We start from the raw sequence: 25,419 nt of genomic DNA, 5'->3' as shown, positions 1-25,419 counted from the left end.
GACGGACGTGACCGAAGCCACCGAAGCGCCGCATCTGCTGACCGAGATCGTCGACGACAGCATCCTTGTCGCCACGCTCAACCGTCCGGACAAGCTCAACGCGATTTCGCGCCAGATGATGGACCTGTTGACGCAGGCCGTGCTGACGTTTCGCGACACACCGACGCTGAGGGTCATGCTGATCCGTTCGTCGGGACGGTATTTCAGTTCCGGCGCGGACTTGCGCGGCGGCAACCAGAACATCGCGTCATCCGCGAACAGCGCCAACAATTCGGCCAGCACCATCCGTGAGAACCATCGCCTCAACCTCAACAACATGCAGCAGTTGTGGGACGAGATGGAGCATATCGAGAAGCCGTTCGTCGTCGCACATCATGCGATGTGCGTCGGAGGTGGCTTGGAGATGAGCCTGTCGTGCGACTTCCGCCTTGCCGGTGAGAGCGCTGGCTATGCGTTTCCCGAAGGACTGTTCGGCGTGCTGCCCGCTTCCAACGGCGTTTCGCGTCTGACGCGCCTGTGCGGGCCGCACTGGGCTCGTTGGTTGATCATGGGCAACAAGAAGGCGGATGCGCAAAAGGCGCTGACGATGGGACTGGTGCACGAAGTCTATCCAGACGATACCCTGCAGGAGGAGGCGCTCGAATTTTGCCGCCACCTCACCAAGCAGAAGCCGGAACAGATGGGCGCCGCCAAGATCGCGATCGAAATGTGTGCCGAACTCGGCCGCGATATGGGTCGTAACGTCGAACGCATGGCCAACTCCGCGTTGATGCTCAATCCGGACTACATCAAGGGTATGGAGCAGTACCTGAAGGGAGTCGGTAACAAGTCGAAGAGCTGACATGGCTCGTCGGGCGCGCTGACGAGGGCATGACGAGCGGAGCCCGCCCACGCTCGTGACTTGGGTAGAAGCCTGAAGGCGATCCCGCGCGCGACAGTATTGTGCACTCAGGCATTGTGCGTGGCCGATCAGCGCATTGTCGCGGTGCAGGCCGAAGCTGTCATTCTTGCAGACGCGATACGAAAATCCAACTCAGATTAGCATGCGTTCTGCCGGGAGATGATGGAGACCCACAAAGGGTCCTGCCCACGCTTGCATCCCTACCGATAAGGTGGCTTTAACGAATGAGCGGCGCCGCGCGCTTGGGACGCCGTGCCCGTTCCGCGCCTCAACCCTGCCGCAAGTCGCGAATAGCCAGTTCCAGCAGCCGCGCGTTGCTGACGTGGTAGCGATCCTCGCCCACGTTGAAGGGCAGGCCCGTAAGCTTGGGCAAACGCTTGTCGGTCGCCAATGTCACCGAGCGTTCGATACCGGTCATCAAGACGGTCGCCATGCTGGTATGTGCCTGTTGCGGCTCTGCTCCGGCGCTCATCTGCCGAACCAGCAGCGCGATCAGCGGACGGGTGGAATTGATGCGGTGCATCATCATGCGCACGTCGAGCTGGTCGGCCAGGCTATTACGCAGATGCAGGAGGCCAGAGTGCCTTGCCCAGAACGCATGATAGGCCCTGACGAAGGTGAGTGTGGACGCGGTCAGCGCCTCGTCGGGCCAAGGCAGCCGAACTTGCTCCATATAGGCTTCATCGGAGGTCGCCATGACGGGTTCCAACACCGCCAGCAGCAACTCGGTCTGATCCGAGAAGTAGTTGTAAAGCGACGACATGCCGAGGCCAGCGCGTCGTGCGACCCCGGTCAGCGTAAACGCCTCGTCTGCGTTGTCTTCGATAAGTTCGAGCGCGGCGGCGATGATCCGTTCGCGGGTGACCCGGCCTTTGCGGCCCAGCTTTTGCCCGGCGAGATTGTGGCTGACGGCGGCACAAGCGCCGGCCACGGCAGCGGCGAGCGCGGGCGGGAAGCTTAGCTCCCCGCCACGAGCCGATGCCACCGCAGCAGCCATCCTGGCCTCAGGCTGGCTCGACCTGGCGAACCGGCCAGGCCAGCATCTTGAGGTTGAGGTATTCTTCGATGCCCTCGACACCCCACTCGCGGCCGACACCGCTCGCCTTGTATCCGCCGAACGGGATATCGCCAGCGATGCACATGCCGTTGTTGATGCTCATCGAGCCGGTGCGGATGCGCTTGGCAACGCGCATCGCCCGCTCATGATCACCCGAGCTGACGCCGCCCGAGAGACCGTAGTTGCTCTCGTTGGCGATACGGATCGCGTCCTCGTCGTCCTCATAGGGGATGACCACCAGCACCGGACCGAAGATCTCTTCCTGGGCGATGCGCATGTCGTTGGTGACGTCGACGAAGCAGGTCGGTTCGATGAACCAGCCGCCGCCCTTATCGGGGCGCATGTTGCCGCCGGCGAGCAGCGTCGCGCCCTCTTCCTTGCCTAGCTCGACATAGCTCATCACGCGCTCCATCTGCCGCTTGGACACGACCGGACCCATGATCTGCTGCGGATGCGCGACGTCGCCCCAGTTGTCGCCGAAGTTGCTGTAGGCACCCTTCAGGATCGCCTTGGCTTCCTCATAGCGGCTCTTGGGAACCAGCAGTCGGCTCTGCACGGCGCAACCCTGGCCGGCGTGGAACACCAGCATCGTCATGCCCACTTCCATCGCGAAGTTGGGAGCATCGTCGAGCACGATCTTGGCCGACTTGCCGCCCAGTTCCAGGAACACGCGCTTCAGCGTGGCCGCGCCCTGCTCCATGATGCGCTTGCCGACACCGGTCGAACCGGTGAACGAGATCAGGTCGACGCGCGGATCGGTAACCAGCATTTCACCCGCCAGCGCCGGATCGGAACCGAACACCACGTTCAGCACGCCCTTGGGCAGACCCGCAGCTTCGGCCAGTTCACCGAAGATCGCGCCCATACCGGGGGTGTTCGGAGCTGGTTTGAGGATCACGGTACAGCCGGCGAGCAATGCCGCGACCACCTTGCCGATGTTGACGTAGAGCGGCACGTTCCAAGGCGTGATCGCGCCCACGACGCCGACCGCCTCGCGTACGGCCACGCGCTTGTGCACCGACCCGAACGCTTCCTTTTCACCGTAGTCCTTTTCCCACTCCACGCGGGGGAACACGGCCAGGTAATCGTCCCAGCCGTCGAGCGCCATATTGACGTGGGCGCGGAACACCGCGCCCTGCGCCGCACCGGCCTCGTGCGTGGCGAGTTCGGCAAGGCGATCGCGGTTCTGCTCGAACAGTTCGCGGTACTTCTTGAGGATCTCGAAGCGGTTCTGGCGGTTCTCGTCAGAACTCCAATCGGTGTGGTCGAATGCGTGGCGGGCAGCGGCGATCGCCGCATCCACGTCAGCCGCGGTCGCATCGGCCGCCTGACCGACCGTCTCGCCGGTCCACGGGCTGGTGATATCGTACGTTGCCCCGCCGGTCGCGCCGCGCAGTTCGCCGTTTATGAAAAGCTTGGCTTCGGGAAGAGTGGTCATCGTTATGATCCTTGGCGTTGGCGTCGCAGAATGGAAAAAATCAGACTTTGGCAGCGCTGACCGAAATGTGCGGAAGCTGCACATCGGCCGGAAGATCGAGGATCGCGCGGAACACGCTGGTGACGTTCTCGCAGTTGGAGATGCCACGCTCGCGCAAGTTCACGCCATTGGCCATGCTGCGCTTGTAGAACTCCGCAGCAACGGTCGGATCCCATGCGGGCGCCTGCTTGCCCACTTCGTACATCTGGCCGGCACGAACTGTCGTGACCCTGATGCCGTTCTCGTCGAGTTCGGCGGCAAGCGCTTCGGAAAAGCGCTCGAGCCCGGACTTGGTGGTCTGGTACATCGAAAGCATGGCGAAGGGAACGGCGATCGATTCGCTGCTTACATTGATGATCTGGGCGCCCTTGCCCATCATGGGGATCGCCGAGCGACAGCAATAAATCGGCCCCGCCAGATTGGTCGCCAGCGAATCCGTGATCTGCGCGTCGGTCGCATCGACCACCTTGAACGGCTCGTAGATCGCCGCGTTGTTGATCAGCACGTCGATCGTCGGGAAACGTTCGGCGATCGTGGCAAATGCCGATCGCACCGAGTCGGGCGATGCGACGTCGCACGCGACCGCCAGGTGCTTGTCGCCAAGCTCCTGCGCCAGCTCCTGCACTTTGCTGAAGGTTCGTCCCAGCAGGACGACCGTGTCACCCTCCGCAGCGAAGCGACGCGCGAGCGCGCGACCAAGGCCCAGACCCGCTCCGGTAATGACGATCGTCTTGGCCACAAACTCTCCCGATTTACTTATCAGCACTGGCTGGATTTGGCCCATCATATCGCCACAACAAGAGGTTGCCTATCGCATTGGCGATAGTTCGCGCTAAAATGGGAACGCCGTTCCCATGTTCCAGGCGAAGATAATCCGGGCAAGGTACGTCGGCCCGTTCAAGGAGCTTGGCGAATGTCCACCATCAGGCGTGTCAGCGATTGCGATGCGATACGCCATCCCGCGTTCGTGCGCACGCAACGCTCGTGATAATGGCCGTACCCGGTGAGGTCGAAGGCATCCTTGACCACGCGATCCTGCATCGCCCAGACCACGTCGACCGTGTCTAGTCCGTCAAACGTCATCTCGGGACTGTGGACCTGATGCGCCGTTTTCGCGGTTGCAAGACTCTGGCGCACGAACACGGCCATCGCGGCGCTGCCCTCGACCACGGATCCACCACTGCCGGTGGTGTCGAAATGGCAGTCGGGGGTGAACAGCTGCTCCCACGCTTCCCACTGCTTGGTATCGAGCAATCGGCAATATGCAGCCTTCAGATTGCAGATCGCCAGCCAGTCGTCGAACCGGGGCGCCGGCGCCATCAGTTCGCTGCCGCCAGTCGCCCGGCCGCCAGCTTGCGCAGCTCGGCGGTCTTGATCTTGGCGCTGCCGGTAGTCTCGAGATCTTCCTCGGCGACGAACAGGATCCGGCGCGGCACCTTGTAACTGGCCAGCTTCTCCTTGGCGAAATTGCGCAGAGCCTCGGGATCGGGAGATGCCCCCTCTACCGGCACGATGCAGGTCACCACGACCTCGCCCAGCAGTTCGTCGGGCACGCCGACCGTCTGCGAAACCTTGACGTCCGGGTGGTCGCGGATCACCGCATCGATCTCCAGCGGCGATACGTTGGCGCCGCCGGTCTTGATGATGTCGTTGAGCCGCCCTTCCCAGAACAGTCGACCACGTTCGTCGAGATAACCGCCATCCGCCGTGCGTAGGAAGCCCTCGCTGTCGAGCGTCTCGTCCAGCGGCACGCCGATATAGCCCAGCATCAGCGTCGGCCCCTTCACGGCAATCTCGCCACGCTCGCCGATGGGGACTATCGCACCGGTCAGCGGTTCGACGATCTTGATCGTGGAGCCGGCTGTGGGAATACCATGGCTGGTCGACGCGACATCGTCCGGTGTACCCGACGGGAACACGGTGATGAGGGTGAAGGTCTCGGTATTACCGTAAGCCTGGCCGGGTTCGCGCCAGGTGGTGTCGACCGTCGGATGCTGGGCGATCGGCATGTTCGCATCGACATAGCGCATCGCCGAGAAATCGACGTCGAGGTAATTGGGCGCGGCGGCGAGTTGCGGCCATTGATGCGGCCAGGCCAGAGCCATTGTGCAGCGTTCCTTTGCCATCACGTCGTTGGCCTCGGTCGGATCGAACCAGCGCTGCAGGATCAGCGTGCCCCCGGTGGAGAGCGTACCGCCCAGCGCCTGAGAGAAATTGCCAGACCAGAAGAAGCCGTTGGCGGACCAGGTACGTGGCGACTGCTGCGGATCGATCGCATACCAGTTCGGCCACCGCCAAAGCTGCAGGCAGACCCCGCGGTGTGCACTTAGGATGCCCTTGGCCTTGCCGGTCGATCCTGAGGAGAACAGCAGGATTCCCGGATCGGCTGGAGCGATGGCGTCCGCGGCGGCATGGACCCAGTCATCCGCGATATCGCTGCCGCGCGCGACGAAGGCGTCCCAGCCCTCGATCATGCCCAGCGGCTCGCGGCTGTCGATCATCGCGGCATAGCGCAGGAACGGGAAGTTGGTGGAATGCAGTTCTCCCGGCGCGCAATCCTGCGCCAGCGGCTCGAGATCGAGCAGTATCTGCGCAAAGTCCTTTTTCAGGACGCGGCGTTCGAGCAGCAAGACCGACACGCCCGAGGCCTTGAGCACGACCTCGATCTCGGCGGCGGTGTAGAAGGTGCTGATCGGAGTGGCGACGCCGCCGGCCAGGGCCGCACCGAAGACCGAGGCGAGGAACTCCTGCCGGTTCGTGATCAGGATGCCGACGCGCGTGCCCTTGGTGACGCCTAGCGCCACCAGCGACTTGGCGACCTCCATCGCCCGATCGAGCAGATCCTGATAGGTCCAGCGGATCACCTCGCCATCGAGATGCAACACCGCCGCTTCACGGGGGCCGAAGCGCCCGGCCAATTCACGCAGATAGCCACCGAGCGTGAGCGCGCCCACGCCTTCTTCCTCCGCCAACGGAATGCCGCGCACCTCGGACATACCACCGACGATCGTCGCCAACTGCGTCATTGTCTTCCCTTCTCGAAGGCGCTGGAGACTTTTCCGCCCCCCGAACCGTCACATCCCGGCATGGCCGTGCCGTCGTCCCCGTCGCCGTGGCGGGGGAACGACGGCATGGTTTGTCCGCCCTCAGGCGTTCACGTCGACGATGTAGCGGCCCTTGACCTCGCCCGACATGAACTTCTTGGCGGTATCGATCGCTTCGCTCAGACCGATGGTCTGTGCGATGGTTTCGAGCGCTGCAGGGTCGAGATCCTTGGCCAGGCGATCCCATGCCTTCAGGCGCTTGGCCTTGGGCGCCATGACGCTGTCGATGCCAAGCAGCGAAACGCCGCGCAGGATGAACGGCATCACCGAACCCGGCAGGTCGAAACCCTGCGCCAGACCGCAAGCCGCAACCGCGCCGCCGTAACGGGTCTGCGCGATCGCGTTGACCAGCGTGTAGCTGCCGGCCGCGTCGACCACACCGGCCCAACGCTCTTTCTGCAGCGGCTTGCCCTTTTCGGCGAACTCGGCGCGGTCGATCACGCTGTCCGCGCCCAGGCTCTTGAGGTAGCCCTCTTCGCTCATCTTGCCGGTGAGCGCGGCGACCTTGAAGCCCAGCTTCTTGAGGATCGCGATCGCGACCGAACCGACGCCGCCGGTGGCGCCGGTGACCAGGATCTCACCCTGTTCGGGTGTAACGCCCGCGTCGATCAATGCATCGACGCACAGCGCGGCGGTGTAGCCGGCGGTGCCGATCGCCATCGCCTGGGCCGGGGTGAACGCTGCAGGCAGCGGTACCAGCCAGTCGCCCTTGAGCCGTGCTTTCTGCGCCAGGCCGCCCCAGTGGCCTTCGCCCACGCCCCAGCCATTGAGCACGACGGTGTCACCGGCCTTCCAGTCCGCGTGGCTGCTCTCGGTCACGGTGCCGACCAGATCGATGCCCGGAACCATCGGGAACTTGCGCACGACAGGCGAACTGTTGGTGATCGCCAGGCCGTCCTTGAAGTTGAGCGTCGAGTACGCGACGTCGATCGTCACGTCACCTTCGGGCAGCGCGCTTTCGTCCAGCTGCTGCAAGGAAACCGTCTGCGCACTCTTGGGGTCGGCGGCATCGACCTTGTCGATAACGATCGCTGAAAACATCGGCTTCTCCTAGCTTCCCGAGCAGCAGTGGCCCGGTACAATACCCGTGTCGGGCTATCAGAACTTCGCACCTGCACAAGGCGCAAAGGCCGCGTCACGTCAATGACACCATCGTCGCTCATCGCCGGAGCGAAGGCTATGAAGTTGCGTCCGGCCGCACTCTGGCAACGATTTCGGGAAATGCCTCGGCGCGCATCGTGCCGAACAGCGACAAGCGCAGGATTTCCTGGCTGAAGCGGCGGCTCAGTTCCAGCCGCTGCTTGGGCGTAACCGCATGCGCGCGCGCCAGAATCGGCCAGAAGAACACGCCCGACAGGTTCATGACCGACAGCACTTCGACGTCGATGCCCGGCTCGGCCAGATCCGTTGCGGCGAAGCGCGCGAACGAGCTGGAATATTCACGCCAGAACGGATCCTGGCGCGGATCGGGCGATGCCAGCACCTGCTGCAGCCAGACCCGGCACATATCCGGGTTCTCCATGGCGAAGTCCCCCAGCCGCTCAGCCATCGCCAGGGGGTCGACTTCCTCGATCCGGCGCTCCCCGATGGTGGCGGGATCGCCGAAGACCGCGCGAAAAAGGCGATCGGACACCCACTGCACCGTCGCTTCTATCAGGCGCTCGCGGGTTTCGAAATGCTGGTAGGCAGTGCCGCGATTGACCGCGGCCAGATGCGCGACGGCCGACAGGCTGACGCCTTCGGGTCCATCCTTGGCGAGCAGGTTGGCGGCCGCCTCCAGGATCGTCTCGCGCGTGGCGACCGGATCGCGTACCCTGCGCTTCACTCGCGCGTCCATCGTATGCTCTCCCTGTTTGGAGCGAGCATACCGCGCGTGGAACTAATCGACAATGTTGATCATCGACGCCCGATCAACCTGCGGTCGGGAGACGAGCGATCCCGGCTAAGCCCAGGATCGCCCGTATCCGATCAGGTCGTCAATGCAGCCACTTCGGCCAGCACGCGCTCGGCATGATCCTTACGGCAGATGAGCAGGTCGGGCATGTAAACGTCCTGCTGGTTGTAGACCAACGGGCTGCCGTCGATCCGCGAGCAATGCAGCCCCCAGCCCAGCGCCACCGCGACAGGCGCGCAAGAGTCCCACTCGTACTGTCCGCCCGAGTGCAGGTAGATGTCCGCCTCGCCGCGCAGGATCGCCATGGCCTTGGCCCCGGCCGAGCCCATCGGCACCAGCTCGGCGCCAAGCTTGGTCGCGACTTCGGTCGCCTCACGCGCAGGGCGCGTGCGGCTGACCACCATGCGCAAGGTCGCGGGCGCGGGCGGCACCTGACCCGGCTGATCCGAACGCAGCACTTCGTCGAGCCCGGGGAGCGCGACGGCCCCCAGCACCGGCGCGCCATCCACCGCCATCGCGACGTGGACCGCCCAGTCGGCCCGCTCCTCGCCATACTCGCGGGTGCCGTCGACGGGGTCGACGATCCACACGCGGCTCTGGCTCAGGCGCTCGGCGTTGTCCTTTTCCTCCTCGGACAGCAGCCCGTCGTCCGGCCGTTGCTGACGCAGGGCGTGGACGAGGAACTGGTTGGCGGTCTGGTCACCCGCCTTGCCCAGAGACTTGCCCTCGAACAGGCCCGACTCGCGAACCTGCAGGAGGATCTTGCCGGCCTCGACCGCCAACTTGGCGGCGAGGTCGCCATCGTTTTCGATCGCCATCAGGCGTCGCCCAGCAGCTTGTCGACGATCAGGCTCGCGGCTTCCTCGGCCGTGATCGCGGTGGTGTCGATACGGATCTCGGGATTGCGCGGGGCTTCGTAGGGGCTGTCGATCCCGGTGAAGTTCTTCAGCTCGCCATCGCGCGCCTTCTTGTAGAGGCCCTTGACGTCGCGGCTCTCGGCAACGCGCAGCGGGGTGTCGATGAACACCTCGATGAACTCGCCTTCGGGCAGCATCGCACGGACCATTTCGCGCTCGGCCTGGAACGGCGAGATGAACGCGGTGATCACGATCAGGCCGGAGTCGGTCATCAGCTTGGCGACTTCGCCGACACGGCGGATGTTCTCGATGCGGTCGGCCTCGGTGAAGCCCAGGTCCTTGTTGAGACCGTGGCGCACGTTGTCGCCATCGAGCAGGAAGGTGTGCCGGTTCATGCGGTACAGCTTCTTCTCGACCAGGTTGGCGATGGTCGACTTGCCCGAACCCGAAAGCCCGGTGAACCACAGCAGCGCCGGCTTCTGGTTCTTGAGGTCGGCACGCTGGTTGCGGCCGATGTCGAGCGCCTGCCAGTGCACGTTCTGCGAGCGGCGCAGCGAGAAGTTGATCATGCCCGCAGCCACCGTGGCGTTGGTCATCTTGTCGATCAGGATGAAGCCGCCCAGCGCGCGATTGTCGGCATAGGATTCGAACACGACCGCCTTGTCGGTGGTCAGCTCCGCCACGCCAATCGCGTTGAGTTCCAGCGTCTTGGCCGCCATGTGCTCCATGGTGTTCACGTTGACCGTGTACTTGGGCTCCTGCACCGTGGCCGAGACCATCTGCGTGCCGAGCTTGAGCCAGTAGGCGCGCCCTGCGGTCATCGCCTCGTCGGCCAGCCACACGAAGGTCGCCTCGAACTGGTCGGCAGTCTGCGGCGGATTGTCGGCGGTGGAGATCACCGAGCCGCGTGAGCAGTCGATCTCGTCGGCGAAGGTTACGGTGATCGACTGGCCGGCAGTGGCTTCCTCAAGATCGCCGTCCAGCGTGACGACGCGGGTGATCGTGCTGGTCTTGCCCGAGGGCAGGACGCGGATCTTGTCGCCCGGCTTGACCGAACCGGTCGCGATCAGGCCCGAGAAGCCGCGGAAGTCGAGGTTGGGACGGTTGACCCACTGCACCGGCAGGCGGAACGGCTTGTCGGCATCGATCGAGCTCAGCACTTCGACGGTTTCGAGATGCTCGATCAGCGTCGGGCCGGTGTACCACGGCGTGTTCTCCGACCGGCTGGTGATGTTGTCACCCTTGAAGCCGGAGATCGGCATCGCGGTGAACGTGTTGATCCCGATCGAATGGGCGAACTCGGTATAGTCCTTGACGATCGCATCGAATACCGCGTGATCGTAATCGACCAGGTCCATCTTGTTGACGGCCAGGACGATGTTCTTGATGCCGATCAGGTGGCACAGGTACGAGTGGCGGCGCGTCTGCACCAGCACGCCCTTGCGCGCGTCGATCAGGATCACCGCCAAGTCGGCGGTCGAAGCGCCGGTGACCATGTTGCGGGTGTACTGCTCGTGGCCGGGGCAATCGGCGACGATGAACTTGCGCTTCTCGGTGTTGAAGAAGCGATAGGCGACATCGATGGTGATGCCCTGCTCGCGCTCGGCGGCGAGACCGTCGACCAGCAGCGCGAAATCGATGTCCTGCCCTTGCGTGCCGACCTTCTTGGAGTCGGCGGTCAGCGCGTCGAGCTGGTCCTCGAAGATCATCTTTGAATCGTACAGCATGCGGCCGATCAGCGTGGACTTGCCGTCGTCGACGCTGCCGCAGGTGATGAAGCGCAGCATCGTCTTGTGCTCGTGCTGCTCGAGGTATGCGTCGATATCTTCGGCGATCAGGCTGTCGGTGACGTAGATCGCGTCTTTGGTTTCGGTATCAGCCATCATCTTCTCTCCGCTCGCCCTGAGTTGTCTCGAAGGGCATTGGCGTGGCGCTCGGGGGCTTCGACAAGCTCAGCCTGAGCGGGAATGGAACGCTAGGTTGTGTCGAGGTTCAGTCCAGACCGAGCCGAAAATGGTGGATCTGGGTGACCCGGAGCGCAGCGTACTTAAGTACGTGAGCACCGGAGGCGCACAGAACCGCCATTTGCAGGCCGGTATAATCTGAAGATCGATGCAACCTAGAAGTAACCCTGCTGCTTCTTCACTTCCATGCCGGCGCCGCCCGCGTCCTTGTCGATGGCGCGGCCCTGGCGTTCCGACGTGGTGGTCAGGAGCGTTTCCTGGATCACCTCGGGCAGGGTCTTGGCGGTGCTCTCCACCGCGCCGGTCAGCGGGTAGCAGCCCAGCGTGCGGAAGCGGATCGAGCGCTCGACCGGCACTTCGCCCTCACGCAGCGGAAAACGATCGTCATCGACCATCAGCAGCATGCCGTCGCGCTCCACGGTGGGGCGCTTGTCCGCGAAATACAGCGGGACGATCGGAATGTCGTTGAGGTGGATATACTGCCAGATGTCCAGCTCGGTCCAGTTCGAGATCGGGAACACGCGGATCGACTCGCCCTTCGCCTTGCGAGCGTTGTAAAGGTTCCACAATTCCGGGCGCTGGTTCTTGGGATCCCAGCCATGCGACGTGGTGCGGAACGAGAAGATGCGCTCCTTGGCGCGGCTCTTTTCCTCGTCGCGGCGGGCGCCGCCGAACGCGGCATCGAAACCGTACTTGTCGAGCGCCTGCTTGAGGCCCTCGGTCTTCCACATGTCGGTGTGGAGCGCGCCATGATCAAAGGGGTTGATGCCCTTATCCTTGGCTTCCTGGTTCTGATACACGATCAGTTCCATGCCGGATTCCTGCGCCATCTTGTCACGCAGCTTGTACATCTCCTTGAACTTCCAGGTCGTATCGACGTGGAGCAGCGGAAACGGCGGCGGCGAGGGATAGAACGCCTTGCGCGCAAGGTGCAGCATCACGGCGCTGTCCTTGCCCACGGAGTACATCATCACCGGCTTTTCAGCTTCGGCAACGACCTCGCGAAGAATGTGGATCGCCTCGGCTTCGAGACGATCGAGATGCGTAAGTGTCGTCATATCCCTCTCCGATTGTTCGGTTGCCCCTGTCATCGCAGAGGTGACATCTTCGTAAACCTCCCATATGGTAGGTCATGGCACTTACCAGTCGTGATGAGACCGATTTGTTGCTCCCGCTGCTTGGCGGGGCAAGCGAAGTATCGCCTTTCTCGACGTTTCTCGAACGGCTGCGCCAGCGCACGCGGATGGTCAGCGTAAGCCTGACCATCCGGCCGGGAGAACATCGCCAGCCGATCGCGCTGTTCGCCGGTCCGGACATTCGCGCGCGTGCGCACGAACTGAACCTGGCCGAACTGAACCTGACCGACCGCATCCAGTACGATCGGCTGCGGCCGGGCCGGGTCTATAGCGGTGACGAATTCGACGATCATGATCGGGTGCGCAAGGCACGCCGCGCGCAGGACATGCGCAAGTTGGGTCTGGTCGATGAACGCGTGGTGCGTCTGCTGGATGACGATGAGGCGAGCGCCTGGTTGATCCTTGCCAGCGAACGTCCCTGCACAGCCGCCGACAGCGCCTTGCTTTCGAACCTCGCCCCCTATGTCGCCGTCGCGGTGCGCGGTTTCGTTCGCGCGGAGCGGACGAAGCTGGCGATGGTAATCGACGAGGAAGCGCTCATGCGCGCCGGATCGGGCTGGATCGTGTTCGACAAGGCAGCGCACGTCCTGGCCCTGGCGCCAACGACCGGGCAAATGTTGACCAGGGCTTTCGGCCACGCGCCAGCGCGCGGCCAACGGCTGCGCGAACTTGGACCCGGCGTCGATCGGGCGCTGAGCGATGCTGCGCGCGCGTTTGCGGCAGATCCCGCCAGTACGGACCGGACGCTGGTTCTGTCATCGCAGCCATCGATCCTGGCGATCCTGACGCCTTGGCATTCCGGACTTGTGACGGTGCTGGATGCGCCGGCTATGGTGGCGCATTGCCGGCAGCCGCGCCATGCGCTGGTTGGGGGTGCCGCGCATTTCGCGCACCTGTTTGCGCTGCCGCGACGGGAAGCGGAGCTGGCGATGCTGCTGGCGTCCGGCCATTCGCTCGTCGAAGCCGGCGAAGAACTCGGACTGACGATCGAGACCGTGCGGAACTATTCGAAGCGGCTGTTCGCCAAGGTCGGCGTGCGGGGGCAGGCTGAACTGGTGAGAGCGGTTTACGAAAGCTGCGCAGTCCTGGCGTGAGCGCGACGTCGATGCAGGCGGCAGCGATTGCCCCACCTTGACATAGCGAACCGTTTAGGTTATATGCTGCAGCACTGGAGCAGGTCTTGGCCTGATCCGGTAAACGGCGGGTGCGGGCGGACAGGGCCTTGTTCGACACCAACCCGCACCGTGCGGCCGGCGCTTCACAGACGGGCGCCTGCACCCGATGCGATAGCTAACGAGTGGCATACCGGCGGTACGTCCGCAGGCTCTGCCGATCGTTCAAACCGGCGGCGTTCTGCGAACCTTTCGCCGCCGGGGCTTCGCATGACAAGAAGGTCGAGTTGACGGTCCGCTTCTCGCGCTTCCCCCGTCAGCCGGTCGCGAGATGGAACGCGAGCCAAGCCTGTCGTGTCAGGCACCCCGCGCCGGCCGCAACGTCCGCCGTGTGTTTCCCCTGGTGTTATCCCGCGTTCGCCGGCGGGTGAGAAGCCGCGCATAAGGCAGACCCACCCGTTTAAAGGCGGATATGCCTGCACGTTTACTTTGCGAGCTTCGCCTCGGTCTCGGCGATCTCGGAGCGCAGCCACATCGTCTCCGACAGGTTGCTGCCGCCCGATGCCTTGAGCAGCGCCTCGGTCGCTGCCTTCTTCACCTGCAACGACGCGTTGTCATCCGGCACGGCGCCAAGCGCAATCGCCACCAGGTGCAGCGCTTCCAGCGGCGCCCCTGCATCGAGTTTCGCCTGCGCCCGCTCGGCCAGCTTGCCCGCTCCGCCGGCCAGTTCGACCAGATCGGCATCAACGCTGGAGCGCGGCACACCGTACAGCTCGGTGGTACCGTCCTCGTAATGGAACCAGCCGGAGTATTCCTCCCAGATGGTCTTGACCGCCCAGCTGGCCTTGCCGTGGAACTCACCGATCGCCAAACCTTCCGGCCAAGCGAACTCGCGCATCAGTTGGTGGACGTCCTTGCCCGCCTTCATGCCTTCCAGCGTGTAATCGCGCACATAGGTCACTGCCGTCTCGATCCGGTCGAGGTCGGCGCGGATCGTGTCAGCGCCGCGGATCGGCTCGCCGTGGCCAGTGACGATGATCTCGGCCCCGAGATCGCGCACCTTCGCCAGCGACTTGAGATACTGCCGGACCGAGCGCGGCTTGTCCCCGCGCAAGGTGCACAGGAACGGCATCGACAGCCAGACCGGGCCGAACAGGTTGCCGGTAAAGGCGATCTTTTCCTTGGGCAGCCAGACCGTCAGCCCGTCGATCGTCTCGCCCTCGGGCGTGTGGATGATCTCGAATGTGCGATCACCCAGTTCCAGCGTCAGCTTGCGATCGACGAGAATGTCGGGCGTGATCATCGGTGCCGGCTTGGGCGTGCCGCCGCGCTTCAGCGTCGAGCCCCACAGCTTGCCGCTGCGTGGTCCGAAATACGATTGCAGCCCCATCATGTCGCCGTTCGCCTCGACGAAGTCGGGACCGCCGATGATCTGCGTGCCCTCTTCGAGGAACTCTGGCACGCCGCCGAAGTGATCGGCGTGGCTTTGCGTCAGCACGATGAACGCCAGCGGACCGGTGCGGTGAGGCTGCAGCAGCCCCTTGGTCCGCTCGGCATTGTCCATGAAGCCGGTGTTGATCATCACATCGCCTTCGGTCGTGGTGACCAGGTAGGCATTCGAGATGTCGTTCGCCTGGAAGACGAAGTCGGTGATGGCGATGGCCTCGGCCTGCGCATCGCCCGACCGGACGAGATTGGCGAGCTTGGGCGCCTCTTTGGTGTCGCTCATGTTATGCGTCCTCGAACCCGATCATGACTTTGGCGGAGCTGGGCGTGGCTGCGATCTCCAGGCCCTTCAGCACGTCCTTGAACGGCAGCTTGTGGCTGATCATCGCCGCGATCTTGTCCTTCAGGCGCGGCATGGCTGCGACCACTTCGGGCATCTCGGTGGGATAGCCGACCGCGGTGGTGATCGTCATCTCGCTGGTCAGCATGCGACCGGCGGGGAATTCCAGCGGCTTCATGTAGGCGGCGGTGATGACCAGGCGCGAATGGAACTTGGCCATCATGATCACGTCGGTGAGGATCGAGGGCGCGCCGGCGGCATCGATGTAGGCATCGGTGCCCACGCCGACCCGGCCATAGCTCGGCACTTCGCCATGCAGCCGCGCAAGCTCGGCGCGCAGATCCACCTTTGAGGGGTTGAGCGCCGCCTGGACGCCCAGTGCGCGGGCGCGTTCAAGCCGTTCCTCTGACAAGTCGAGCGCGACGACGTCGGTGATCCCACGATCGATGAGCCACAGCAGCATGCCAAGGCCGATCGGACCGCAGCCGAACACGACGACCTTATCGCCAGCCTTGACCTCCGCGCGATTGACGCCGTGCATTGCGACGGCGAGCGGCTCGCACATCGCGGCGACGTCGAACGAGATGCCTTCGGGGATCGGCAGGATCGAGTCGCCCAGACGGGCTTCGCGCACCAGCAGCTCCTGGGTGAACGCACCCTCGGGGCCGCCCGAACCGATGTTGCTGGGGGTCATCATCGGATTGATGATCACCGGATCGCCGATCGCGATGCCCTCGACCTCCGAGCCGACTTCAAGAACCTCGCCCGCACCTTCATGACCCAGCGCCGTTTCGGTGCCGGGGGTCGGAATGCCGCCCATCTTGATGTACGACAGGTCCGAGCCGCAGATGCCGACGGACTTCATCTTGACGACGACGTCCTTGGGGCCGGCGGTCGGGCGCTCGTACGAGCCCAGCCGCACATCACCGATGCCATGAATCTTCAGCAGTTCCATCTTGTCTCTCCCAGAGCTCTGTTTCGGCCCCCGTTTATCGTGTGGTTATGGGCGAACCATGTAGCCGCCGTCGATGGCGATCGTCTCGCCCGTCATGAACGACGAAGCGTCCGAGCACAGATACGCGCCGATGCCTTCGAAGTCGGAAGGAAAGCCGGTGCGCTTCATCGGGATCTGCGGCGCGAAGTGCGCGGCAACCTGCTGCGCCCGCTCCCCCTCACCCATCATCGGCGTGATGATGAGACCCGGTGCGACCACGTTCGCGCGGATGCCGAGGGGCGCCAGCTCGATCGCTAGCGCGCGCACGGCAGCGGCGACGGCGGACTTCGATGCGGAGTATTCCATCTTGCCCGGCAGGCCCTGGAACAGCGACAGCGATCCGCATGCCACCAGGCTGCCCCCACCGCCACCGGCCTCCGCACGTGCCTTCATGTGCCGCGCACCTTCGCGCAAGGTGAAGAACGCACCATGCAGCGCGGTCTTCTGGAACTCGTACCAGTGCTCGGTCGGCATATCGAAGACCGAGTTATACCGCGGGCTGGCCCCAGAGTTGGCGAAGACGCAGTCGACCCGGCCAAAGTCGGCCATCACCGTGTTGAAACCGTCGATGATCGGCTGTTCTTCGGAAACGTCGATTTGATAGGCGATGACCTTGCCGGCGCCGGCGGCCTCGAGCTCCGCCTTCGCCTTCGCGCTTTTCTCGGCATTGCGCGCCCAGATCGCCACGTCGCCACCCATCTTGGCGACGCCCATGGCGAAGCCGAGGCCGATTCCGCCGTTGCCGCCCGTGACGACCGTAACCTTGCCAGTGCAATCGAATAGGCCAGCGGCCATGGTATTCTCCTCAAGATCCCATCGTGCGGACTGCTTGAAATCAGCACCGCTTGCGTCGGCGCGGATTTCGCGCGTCCGATGCTTGCGCCGCAACCCCGCCCCTCATAGAGATCGGGCCGGACTGTCTGATCACGGACACAATGCTGGCACTGATCCCGCCGGTCGTCACGATACCGCGCGCCAGCGGGTGAAGAAAGAGGAGCGATGACCGAACCACCCCTGGCCAATGCCACGATGACCGTCGATGCAGAGCTTACAGGGCCCGCGATCATCGCGCAGATCGTCCGCTTCAACATGCCCGAACCGACCGCGTCGGTGCACGCGATCGAGGATCGCTATCACCTCAACATGTGCCTGACCCCCCGGCCGCTCTCCAGCCGCGGCGGCTATGCCAAGCGCTGGGGTCCGCATCGCATGGAGCGGCTGGGGGACATCTTCCTGCTGCCACCGGGCGAATCGCTGTTCATCCGGGGTGGCAGCGGGCGGCAGGCCTCGCTGATCTGCCATCTCGATCCGGCGCTGGTGCACGAGATGGCCGGCCGCCCGCTCGATTGGGACGACCAGCATCTGGCCGCGACGCTCGACATCGGCAGCGCTCGCATCCGCGCGATCCTGTTCCGGCTGACCGAGGAAGTGCGTCATCCCGGCCTCAACTGGGAGCGGATGCTCGGCTTCCTGGCCGGAGAACTCTCGCTGGAACTGGCGCGCCACTGTCTCGACACGATCGAGCAGCCGGTCACAGGCGGCCTCTCGGGCTGGCGCTTGCGGCTGGTCGACGAGCGCATCGCCGATGTTTCGCGCGCGCCGTCGCTGCAGGAGCTTGCCGACTTGTGCCACGTCTCGGTTCGCCAGCTCACCCGGGGTTTTCGCGTCAGCCGCGCCTGCTCGATCGGCGACTACATCGAGCAGCGGCGCATGGAGACGGCGAAGCGGCTGCTGATGGCAGGCGAAAGCGTGAAGACGATCGCCTTCGCCATGGGTTTCGCCTCGCCCTCCAGCTTCACCTTCGCATTCCGACGCGCGGTCGGCGCCAGCCCCAGCACCTTCCGCCAGCGCCAGGGCCGCGCCATTGACGGGCCGCTGAAAACCATCGCCTGACCCACCGTCGGTAGTGTCCTGCATTCGACATAAGGTCCCGATCTGCACGCCCAACCGCGTGGCCGACGATGGCAAGTGCGGGCTAGGTCACGCTCAAGAGCCGCCCGGCGGCCCGCAACACCACGCATAGGGATAAGAGGAACCGATGGCCCAGCACCTGAACGCAGATGCGCTGATCGAAACCGCGATGAAGTCGACCGGCCTCGACCAGTTCGATGCCGAGACCTACCGCGAGGGGCTCGACGTCCTCGTCAACGACGTCAACGCCGGCATCGACAAGGGCTGGTTCATCGACAGCGGCGTCGCCCAGATCGAGAAAGACTGCCTGCTCTATCTCTCCAGCCGGTTGAAGGTCGCGGACTACCTGCGCCGGAACCCGGAACTGGAAAGCCGCAAGATCGAACGCCCCGTCTTCGTCATGGGCGTGCCGCGCACCGGCACCACGTTGATGTCGAACCTGCTCGCCGCCGACCCTGCGCGCCGCTCGCCGCTGACCTGGGAAATCGACGACCCGGTTCCGCCCGCCACCACCGCGACGCTGACCACCGATCCGCGCGCGCTCGCCCGGATCGAGGAACAGCGCCGGATGCTGGAAGCGATGCCGGAAGCGGGCAAGTATTACCGCTCGTCGCCGATCTATCCCAACGAAGACGTCTTCATCATGGCCGGCGACTTCAAGACGCTGATGATCGAATCCAAAGGCCGCCTGCCGGCCTACAAGGAGTTCATCTTCGGCGCCGACATGACCAGCGCCTACGCCTATCACAAGAAGTTCCTGCAGGTGCTGCAGCACCACGCGCCGGGCGTGTGGAACCTCAAGAAGCCCAGCCACGCGCTGTTCCTGGAATACCTGTTCGCCGAATACCCGGACGCCCGCGTGATCTGGACCCACCGCGATCCCTACGCCGCTGCGGCGTCGCTTTGCTCGATCATCTCGCTCTCGCACCGCCGCCACATGGGCAAGGTCGATGTCGAGTGGCTGGCGCAGGATTACCCGTGGCAGGCGGCCGAACATGCCAACCGGATCATGGATTTCCGCGACAAGTTCGGCGAGGACAAGATCATCGATATTCATTACGACGCGATGCTCGACGATCCGCTTGGCACGATGAAGTCGCTCTACAAAACGCTGGGCGACGAGTGGACCAGCGGAGCCGAGCAAGGCATCTCGGGCTGGCTGGCCGACAACGCCCAGGACAAGTTCGGCAAGCACGAATACAAGCTGGCGCAGTACGGCCTCAGCAAGGAGCAGCTCGATCCGCTGTTCGAACGCTACCTCTCACGCTACGACGTCGCGCGGGAGGGCTGAACCATGCTCGAAGGCAAGCATTACCAGAACGCCTACATCTGCGATAACCTGGAGGCCGGGATCGATCTGTTCCGCGGTCGCGGGCTGGTCAAGGAACCGACGATCATTCCGGTCGACCAGGAAGTGATGACGCCCGACGGCCTCAAGCGCCAGAAAGCACGCATCTGCTTCATCTGGATCGGCGAGCTGCAGTACGAGCTGATTGAATATGAACTCGACGAAGTGGGCATCTACGGCAACTGCCTGTCGAACGGCGGCCCGTTGCGGTTCCATCACATCTGCTTCCGGATCGACGACTGGGCCGACTTCCGTGCTCGTGTCGACGAGCAGGAGTTCCCGATCGCGATGGAACGGGCGGGCGCGGGTGAGAACGACTTGAAGTTCCTCTACCTCGACGCGCGCAAGGTGTTCGGCCACTACATCGAATACACCTGGGTGCCCGAACCGATGTGGCAGCATATTCGCGGGATGTGACGTACACGGCGTCCCGGGATCGCCCGGGACGCCGCCGATTTCCCGTCAGCCGATCATCATCAGGCTGGCATTGCCGCCCGCCGCCGTCGTATTGATCGAGATCGACACCTCTTCCAGCAACCGATCGCAGTCCCACTGCCCATCATCGTCCGCGACATGAACCGGCACGATCGGCCCGGGCAACGACGCGGCCCAGGCGACCGCATCGGCAACGCGTGTTGGCCCGCCTTCGACCAGAATACCGGCCAGACCACTCGCGGCTCCGCAAAACGCCGCGGCGACGGTCGACGGTAAGCCTTCGGGCAGCACCATGTCTTCGATGGTCCCGCTGTTACCGGTCGCCAGAACGGCCGCCATCTGGGCATAGAGTCCTGCTTGCGTCATCGGCTTTAGCAACATCCGCCCGCGCGGATGCAGCGTATAGACGTTACGCTCCCCCACCGGCCCGGGCAGGATGAACTCGGCGCCAAAGGCCGACGCTTGCATCTGGCGGCGAGCCGAAGCGGCGGCTTTGTCTTCGCCGCGCGCTTCGAGCCAGTCGGCGAAACCATGCAGCGGCGTCACCGCCTGCCCCAGGACACCCAAGGCCGCCGGCCTGTCGACCAGACGTCCGAGGTACAGCGGGCCACCCGCCTTGGGTCCGGTTCCCGAAAGGCCGCGTCCACCGAACGGCTGTACGCCGACGATCGCACCGATTACGTTGCGGTTCACATACAGATTGCCCGCCTTCACCCGTGCCGTCACCCGGGTGACCGTTTCGTCTAGTCGGGTATGCAGGCCGAAGGTCAGGCCATAGCCGGTGGCGTTGATCGTATCGAGCAGCGCCTCCAGTCCATCGCGGCGCCAGCGCAGCACATGCAGTACCGGCCCGAACACTTCACGCTCGACATCTGCGATCCGATCGATCTCGATGATCGTCGGCGCGACGAAGCTGCCATGCCCGGTTCCGGGCCCTAACGGCAGCCGCTCGATCGCGTGACCTTGGCCGCGCATCGTCTCGACATGGCGCTCGATGCTTTCACGGGCCTGGGCGGTAATGACCGGTCCGATATCCATCGCCAGACTATCGGTATTGCCGACGCGCTGCTCGGCAAGTGCGCCCTTCAGCATCGCCAGCACGCGATCGGCGCAGTCCTCCTGAAGGCACAGTATCCGCAAGGCCGAGCACCTCTGCCCGGCGCTATAGAAAGCCGATGCGATCACGTCGCCCACGACTTGCTCGGCCAAGGCGGAACTATCGACGATCATCGCGTTCTGGCCCCCTGTTTCGGCCACCAGCGGGATCGGTTTGCCGGCGGGCGAGAGACGTGTCGCAAGCTGGCGCTGGATCATTCGCGCCACCTCGGTCGAGCCGGTGAACATGACTCCCGCGATCTCGGGCGCGGCGACCAGGGCGGCGCCGATGTCGCCATCGCCGGGTAGCAATTGCAAGGCGTCGGCGGGCACGCCCGCCGCGTGCAGCAGACCCACCGCCTGCGCGGCGATCAGCGGCGTCTCTTCGGCGGGTTTGGCCAGCACCGGATTGCCGGCGACCAGCGCCGCCGCGACTTGCCCGGTGAAGATCGCCAGCGGGAAATTCCACGGGCTGATACAGGTGATCGGACCCAGCGGCGCCTGTGCCGGACCCAGCGTCGTGCGCCCTTGCGCCGCGTAATAGCGCAGGAAGTCGATCGCCTCGCGCACTTCGGCGATCGCGTTGGCGGCGGATTTGCCGGCCTCGCGCATCGCTAGTCCCATCAGCTGCGACATGCGGTCCTGCATCGCGTCAGCGGCACGATCCAGCATCGCGGCACGTTCGATGACCGGAACCGCGCCCCAGGCGGATGCCGCGGCGATGCGGGCAGCTTCGCAAGCCTGCTCGACGCTCGCCTCGACGACATGCCCGACGATGTCGCGATGATCCGCCGGATTGCGCACGGCGCGCTCACCTTTGGCAGGCGAAGCCGGCGCCGCGCGCCAGGTGATCGCGGCACTCTCACGAAGCGCCTGGGACAGGGCCGCCAACGCGTTCTCGTCGCTGAGGTCGAGCCCTGCAGAGTTGCGCCGCTCCGGGTAGAGCTCACTCGGCAGCGCAATCTGTGCGTTCGGGGCGCCGGGATCGGGCATCGCCAGAACCACATGCGCGGGATCCGCGATCAGCTCCTCGACCGACACCGCCGGATCGGCGATGCGGTTCACGAACGAGGAATTCGCCCCGTTCTCCAGCAACCGTCGCACCAGGTATGCCAGCAGGGTCTCGTGGGTGCCGACGGGCGCGTAGATCCGGCATGGTCGGTTCAGCCGATTGGCACCGACGACCTCGTCGTAAAGCTGTTCCCCCATGCCGTGAAGGCACTGGAATTCATACTGGCCCGGCGCGAAAGCCGATCCGGCAAGGTGGTAGATCGTCGCCAGCGTCTGCGCGTTATGCGTGGCGAACTGCGGGAACACCGCGTCGGGTGCGGCAAGCAGTCGACGCGCGCAGGCGATGTAGGCGACGTCGGTGTAAACCTTGCGCGTATAAACCGGAAAGTCGGCCAACCCGTCCACTTGCGCACGCTTTATCTCGGCGTCCCAGTAGGCGCCCTTGACCAGGCGCACCATGATCCTGCGGCCAGAGCGCCGCGCCAGGTCGATGATCCAGTCGATCACGAACGGGCAGCGCTTGCCGTAGGCCTGCACGACGAAACCCAGTCCATCCCAACCAGCCAACGCGGGATCGAACGCCAGGCTTTCCAACAGGTCGAGCGAGAGTTCCAGCCGATCCGCCTCCTCCGCATCGATGTTGAAACCGACGTCATGGCTCTTGGCGAGCGAAGCCAGTTCCCGGACGCGTGGCAGCAGTTCGGCCATCACCCGCCCGACTTGCCCACGCCCATAGCGCGGGTGCAGCGCCGACAGTTTGATCGAGATACCCGGCCCGGCATAGATGCCCCGGCCCGCCGATGCCTTGCCGATGGCGTGGATCGCCTGGACGTAGTCGTCGAAATAGCGTTTCGCATCGGCGGCGGTCATCGCCGCCTCACCCAGCATGTCGTAGCTGTACTGGAAGCCTCTCGCCTCCATCGCTTTCGCGCGCTTGAGCGCTTCAGCGATCGTCTCGCCGGTGACGAACTGCTCACCCATCATCCGCATGGCGAGATCGACCCCGCGCCGGATGACCGGCTCTCCCGCGCGGGCGACCAACCGTGTCAACGCCGAGCCAAGTCCGCGATCGTCGACGCTGCCCACCAGCTTGCCGGTCACGACCAGGCCCCAGGTCGCGGCATTGACGAATAGCGACCTGCCACCGCCCAGATGCGCGGCCCAATCGCCGTCGGCGATCTTGTCGCGGATCAAAGCGTCCCGCGTGTCGTTGTCGGGGATGCGCAGGAGCGCCTCGGCCAGGCACATCAGCGCGACGCCTTCCTCGCTGGACAGGGAATATTCCTGAACCAGCCCTTCCACCGGAGAGCTCTTGCGGTTGCCGCGAAGCGAGGCGACTAGGTTCCGTGCCGTCGCTGCGATGTCGGCGCGCATCGCATCATCCAGCCTGGCGGCGTCGAGCAACGGCTTCATCGCCTCCTGCTCGGGCAGGCGACAGGCGGCGGTGATCGTCGCGCGAAGCGGGCCTGGCACCGAAACCGGTGGAGCGAAATCGGCGAACGGGGCTGGCTGTTCCATCATACGGTTATAACCCATCAGCGCCGGACGGTTCGACTTTTCAAGCGCACCGTGACGAGCATGATGCCTTATTGCAGACAGGTTCGCAGCGTGCTTAGCTCACTTTCATGTCGCAAACAGTCGATATGGATGACTTCGACCGCAAGATCATCGGTGCCTTGCGCCTGGATGGGCGCATATCGGTGACGGACCTTGCGCGGCAGATCGGGCTGTCGAAGACGCCATGCCAGGTCCGCCTGCGCCGGCTTATCGACAGCGGCGTGATCCGTGGGTTCACAGCGCTGGTCGATCCGGCCAAGCTCGGCCTCGACCATGTGGCGTTTGCCGAAGTAAAGCTGTCCGACACCCGCGAAACCGCCCTCGAGGAGTTCAACGCCGCCGTTCAGCGCATCCCTGAGGTCGAAGAGTGCCACATGATCGCCAGCAGTTTCGACTACCTGCTGAAAGTCCGCACGTCCGACATTCGCCGCTACCGCATCGTGCTGGGCGAGAAGATCTCCGCCCTGCCCCATGTCTCCAGCACCTCGACATTCGTGGCCATGGAAACGGTCAAGGATCCGGGCGGCTGACGGTTGCGAAACCGGCCCGGTCGATATACCGCCGGATACATGCAAGTGATATCGGTCTGATCCCGGGTGCTCAGTCCCGCCGAATGGGAGGTGATCGGCCTGTCGCTCAAGGTCAGCGTCATCGCGATGGCAGCCATGCTCCCCATCGCGTTCGCACTCGCCTGGGTGCTGGCGCGTACCCGGATCCCGGGCAAGCTGCTGCTGGATGCGCTGGTACACTTGCCTCTCGTACTGCCGCCAGTGGTGACCGGCTGGCTCCTGCTGCTGGCATTCGGCCGTAACGGTCCGATCGGACACCTGCTGGCGGATTGGTTCGATGTGTCGCTGATGTTTCGCTGGACCGGTGCCGCGCTAGCAGCCGCGATCATGGCGCTGCCGCTCATGGTGCGGGCCATGCGCAGTTCGATCGAGAATGTCGACCGCCGGCTCGAGAACGCCGCTCGCACTTTGGGGGCGACCCCATGGCGCACCTTCTGGACGGTCACCGTGCCGCTGGCGATGCCCGGGCTCCTCGCCGGTCTGGTGCTGGGCTTTGCCCGCTCCATCGGCGAGTTCGGCGCTACCATCACCTTCGTGTCCAACATTCCCGGCGAAACGCGGACCCTGCCACTGGCCATCTACACCGCCTTGCAGGTTCCAGGCGGCGAACAGGCCGTGACCCGACTTGCGCTGATCTCGGTTGCGCTCTCACTCGTCGCGCTTGCCGTCTCAGAGCTGCTGACGAGGCGCGCCGAGCAGAAGCGCCAGTAGTCATCCTGCCGGGGCAGCGATTGCGGATTTGCCACCCCGGCCCGACGCTTACTCCGGCTTGCCGGACACGTCGTTCCGAACGTCGTTCTCACCCGGCGTTCCATCGGCGCGAGGCGGCTTTTTGCCGTCCTTCTGCCATCGGTCGGTCGGATTGGAGGTTTGACCGGTCACGTTGCGGCTATCGGCGGGCTCGTATTCCGCGGTCGACGCCTCGGGGTCTTCCTGCTCGCGCCAGCTCTTGTCGGGATCACCTTTGGTTCCCACGACCTTGCGTGAATCCTTGGGTTCGTATTCGCCGCCACCAGGCATATTCTTGCTCCTTTACCCATGCGGCGATCCGGCGATCACCGCGCTGCTCATTTGCAAGCGAGCTTGCTGGCGAAAAGTTGCCGAGAGCGTTCTCGTCACAGATAAATCATTGTTAATCCCGGACACTTGGATGCGCTGCCACTCCGACGGAATGGTGCCGGCGTACGATCTGATGAAGCGCGGCGGGGCAA

The 25,419-nt window shown here is 64.3% G+C and carries 22 protein-coding genes; 7 read left to right on the top strand and 15 right to left on the bottom strand.

The window, feature by feature from the left end:
• The first annotated feature begins 7 nt into the window (after positions 1 to 7).
• Positions 8 to 841, top strand: coding sequence for an enoyl-CoA hydratase/isomerase family protein (locus ACXJ1Z_RS12255; RefSeq protein WP_463776984.1), 834 nt, complete (start codon positions 8 to 10; stop codon positions 839 to 841).
• A gap of 328 nt (positions 842 to 1,169) precedes the next feature.
• Here the strand turns inward: ACXJ1Z_RS12255 and ACXJ1Z_RS12250 are convergent, their stop codons facing one another.
• From ACXJ1Z_RS12250 to cysD, 10 genes are all read right to left on the bottom strand, one after another.
• A complete protein-coding gene (locus ACXJ1Z_RS12250) occupies positions 1,170 to 1,886 on the bottom strand; it encodes a TetR/AcrR family transcriptional regulator (protein ID WP_463776983.1) in 717 nt (238 codons plus the stop codon).
• Between the two features lie 19 nt (positions 1,887 to 1,905).
• Positions 1,906 to 3,396: an aldehyde dehydrogenase family protein gene (locus tag ACXJ1Z_RS12245; protein WP_463776982.1), complete on the bottom strand. Its 1,491-nt coding sequence runs from the start codon at positions 3,394 to 3,396 to the stop codon at positions 1,906 to 1,908.
• A gap of 40 nt (positions 3,397 to 3,436) precedes the next feature.
• Positions 3,437 to 4,222, bottom strand: coding sequence for an SDR family oxidoreductase (locus tag ACXJ1Z_RS12240; protein ID WP_463776980.1), 786 nt, complete (start codon positions 4,220 to 4,222; stop codon positions 3,437 to 3,439).
• 110 nt (positions 4,223 to 4,332) lie between these two features.
• The gene (locus ACXJ1Z_RS12235) at positions 4,333 to 4,755 is read right to left on the bottom strand and encodes a nuclear transport factor 2 family protein (protein WP_463776979.1); all 423 of its coding nucleotides are present in this window, start codon (positions 4,753 to 4,755) and stop codon (positions 4,333 to 4,335) included.
• Positions 4,755 to 6,461 carry a class I adenylate-forming enzyme family protein gene (locus ACXJ1Z_RS12230; protein WP_463776977.1) on the bottom strand — a complete coding sequence of 569 codons (1,707 nt, stop codon included), beginning with the start codon at positions 6,459 to 6,461 and terminating at the stop codon, positions 4,755 to 4,757. The genes ACXJ1Z_RS12235 and ACXJ1Z_RS12230 overlap by 1 nt, the downstream gene beginning before the upstream one ends.
• 120 nt (positions 6,462 to 6,581) lie before the next feature.
• The gene (acuI, locus tag ACXJ1Z_RS12225) at positions 6,582 to 7,580 is read right to left on the bottom strand and encodes an acrylyl-CoA reductase (NADPH) (protein ID WP_463776976.1); all 999 of its coding nucleotides are present in this window, start codon (positions 7,578 to 7,580) and stop codon (positions 6,582 to 6,584) included.
• Positions 7,581 to 7,716: 136 nt separating this feature from the next.
• Positions 7,717 to 8,376, bottom strand: coding sequence for a TetR/AcrR family transcriptional regulator (locus ACXJ1Z_RS12220; RefSeq protein WP_463776974.1), 660 nt, complete (start codon positions 8,374 to 8,376; stop codon positions 7,717 to 7,719).
• A 131-nt stretch (positions 8,377 to 8,507) separates the two neighbouring features.
• Complete coding sequence (locus ACXJ1Z_RS12215) at positions 8,508 to 9,251, bottom strand: 3'(2'),5'-bisphosphate nucleotidase CysQ (RefSeq protein ID WP_463776973.1); 744 nt, start codon at positions 9,249 to 9,251, stop codon at positions 8,508 to 8,510.
• Positions 9,251 to 11,173: a sulfate adenylyltransferase subunit CysN gene (gene cysN, locus ACXJ1Z_RS12210; RefSeq protein WP_463781242.1), complete on the bottom strand. Its 1,923-nt coding sequence runs from the start codon at positions 11,171 to 11,173 to the stop codon at positions 9,251 to 9,253. Before cysN ends, ACXJ1Z_RS12215 begins: the two co-directional genes overlap by 1 nt.
• Positions 11,174 to 11,409: 236 nt before the next feature.
• Positions 11,410 to 12,345, bottom strand: coding sequence for a sulfate adenylyltransferase subunit CysD (gene cysD / locus ACXJ1Z_RS12205; RefSeq protein ID WP_463776972.1), 936 nt, complete (start codon positions 12,343 to 12,345; stop codon positions 11,410 to 11,412).
• Between the two features lie 41 nt (positions 12,346 to 12,386).
• Here cysD and ACXJ1Z_RS12200 point away from each other — a divergent pair, with 41 nt between their 5' ends.
• Positions 12,387 to 13,484, top strand: a complete 1,098-nt coding sequence (locus tag ACXJ1Z_RS12200; RefSeq protein ID WP_463776970.1) for a helix-turn-helix transcriptional regulator — start codon at positions 12,387 to 12,389, stop codon at positions 13,482 to 13,484.
• 502 nt (positions 13,485 to 13,986) lie between these two features.
• Here ACXJ1Z_RS12200 and ACXJ1Z_RS12195 read toward each other — a convergent pair.
• The 3 genes from ACXJ1Z_RS12195 to ACXJ1Z_RS12185 are packed head-to-tail and all read right to left on the bottom strand — an operon-like array spanning position 13,987 to position 17,077.
• Positions 13,987 to 15,231 carry an MBL fold metallo-hydrolase gene (locus ACXJ1Z_RS12195; protein ID WP_463776969.1) on the bottom strand — a complete coding sequence of 415 codons (1,245 nt, stop codon included), beginning with the start codon at positions 15,229 to 15,231 and terminating at the stop codon, positions 13,987 to 13,989.
• Position 15,232: 1 nt separating this feature from the next.
• Complete coding sequence (locus ACXJ1Z_RS12190; protein WP_463776967.1) at positions 15,233 to 16,243, bottom strand: zinc-dependent alcohol dehydrogenase; 1,011 nt, start codon at positions 16,241 to 16,243, stop codon at positions 15,233 to 15,235.
• Between the two features lie 45 nt (positions 16,244 to 16,288).
• A complete protein-coding gene (locus tag ACXJ1Z_RS12185; protein WP_463776965.1) occupies positions 16,289 to 17,077 on the bottom strand; it encodes an SDR family NAD(P)-dependent oxidoreductase in 789 nt (262 codons plus the stop codon).
• A 204-nt stretch (positions 17,078 to 17,281) separates the two neighbouring features.
• On the opposite strand from ACXJ1Z_RS12185, the gene ACXJ1Z_RS12180 reads away from it, so the two are divergent.
• From ACXJ1Z_RS12180 to ACXJ1Z_RS12170, 3 genes are all read left to right on the top strand, one after another.
• Complete coding sequence (locus ACXJ1Z_RS12180) at positions 17,282 to 18,175, top strand: helix-turn-helix transcriptional regulator (RefSeq protein WP_463776963.1); 894 nt, start codon at positions 17,282 to 17,284, stop codon at positions 18,173 to 18,175.
• Between the two features lie 145 nt (positions 18,176 to 18,320).
• Positions 18,321 to 19,484 (top strand): sulfotransferase family protein, encoded by a 1,164-nt coding sequence (locus ACXJ1Z_RS12175; RefSeq protein WP_463776962.1) that lies wholly within the window; start codon positions 18,321 to 18,323, stop codon positions 19,482 to 19,484.
• Between the two features lie 3 nt (positions 19,485 to 19,487).
• A complete protein-coding gene (locus tag ACXJ1Z_RS12170; RefSeq protein WP_463776961.1) occupies positions 19,488 to 19,958 on the top strand; it encodes a VOC family protein in 471 nt (156 codons plus the stop codon).
• 45 nt (positions 19,959 to 20,003) lie between these two features.
• Here ACXJ1Z_RS12170 and putA read toward each other — a convergent pair whose 3' ends face one another.
• The gene (putA, locus tag ACXJ1Z_RS12165) at positions 20,004 to 23,600 is read right to left on the bottom strand and encodes a trifunctional transcriptional regulator/proline dehydrogenase/L-glutamate gamma-semialdehyde dehydrogenase (protein WP_463781241.1); all 3,597 of its coding nucleotides are present in this window, start codon (positions 23,598 to 23,600) and stop codon (positions 20,004 to 20,006) included.
• A 125-nt stretch (positions 23,601 to 23,725) separates the two neighbouring features.
• Here putA and ACXJ1Z_RS12160 point away from each other — a divergent pair, with 125 nt between their 5' ends.
• On the top strand, positions 23,726 to 24,169 hold the full coding sequence (locus ACXJ1Z_RS12160; protein WP_463776959.1) for an Lrp/AsnC family transcriptional regulator: 444 nt from the start codon (positions 23,726 to 23,728) through the stop codon (positions 24,167 to 24,169).
• A gap of 66 nt (positions 24,170 to 24,235) precedes the next feature.
• Positions 24,236 to 24,919, top strand: a complete 684-nt coding sequence (gene modB / locus ACXJ1Z_RS12155) for a molybdate ABC transporter permease subunit (protein WP_463776957.1) — start codon at positions 24,236 to 24,238, stop codon at positions 24,917 to 24,919.
• 48 nt (positions 24,920 to 24,967) lie between these two features.
• Here the strand turns inward: modB and ACXJ1Z_RS12150 are convergent, their stop codons facing one another.
• Positions 24,968 to 25,228, bottom strand: coding sequence for a hypothetical protein (locus ACXJ1Z_RS12150; RefSeq protein WP_463776956.1), 261 nt, complete (start codon positions 25,226 to 25,228; stop codon positions 24,968 to 24,970).
• Positions 25,229 to 25,419 lie beyond the last annotated feature (191 nt).

It is taken from the genome of Novosphingobium sp. TK46, from assembly GCF_055361525.1.
Note: the sequence above shows the minus strand (reverse complement) of the source record. Positions and strands in the feature narration are given on the sequence as shown.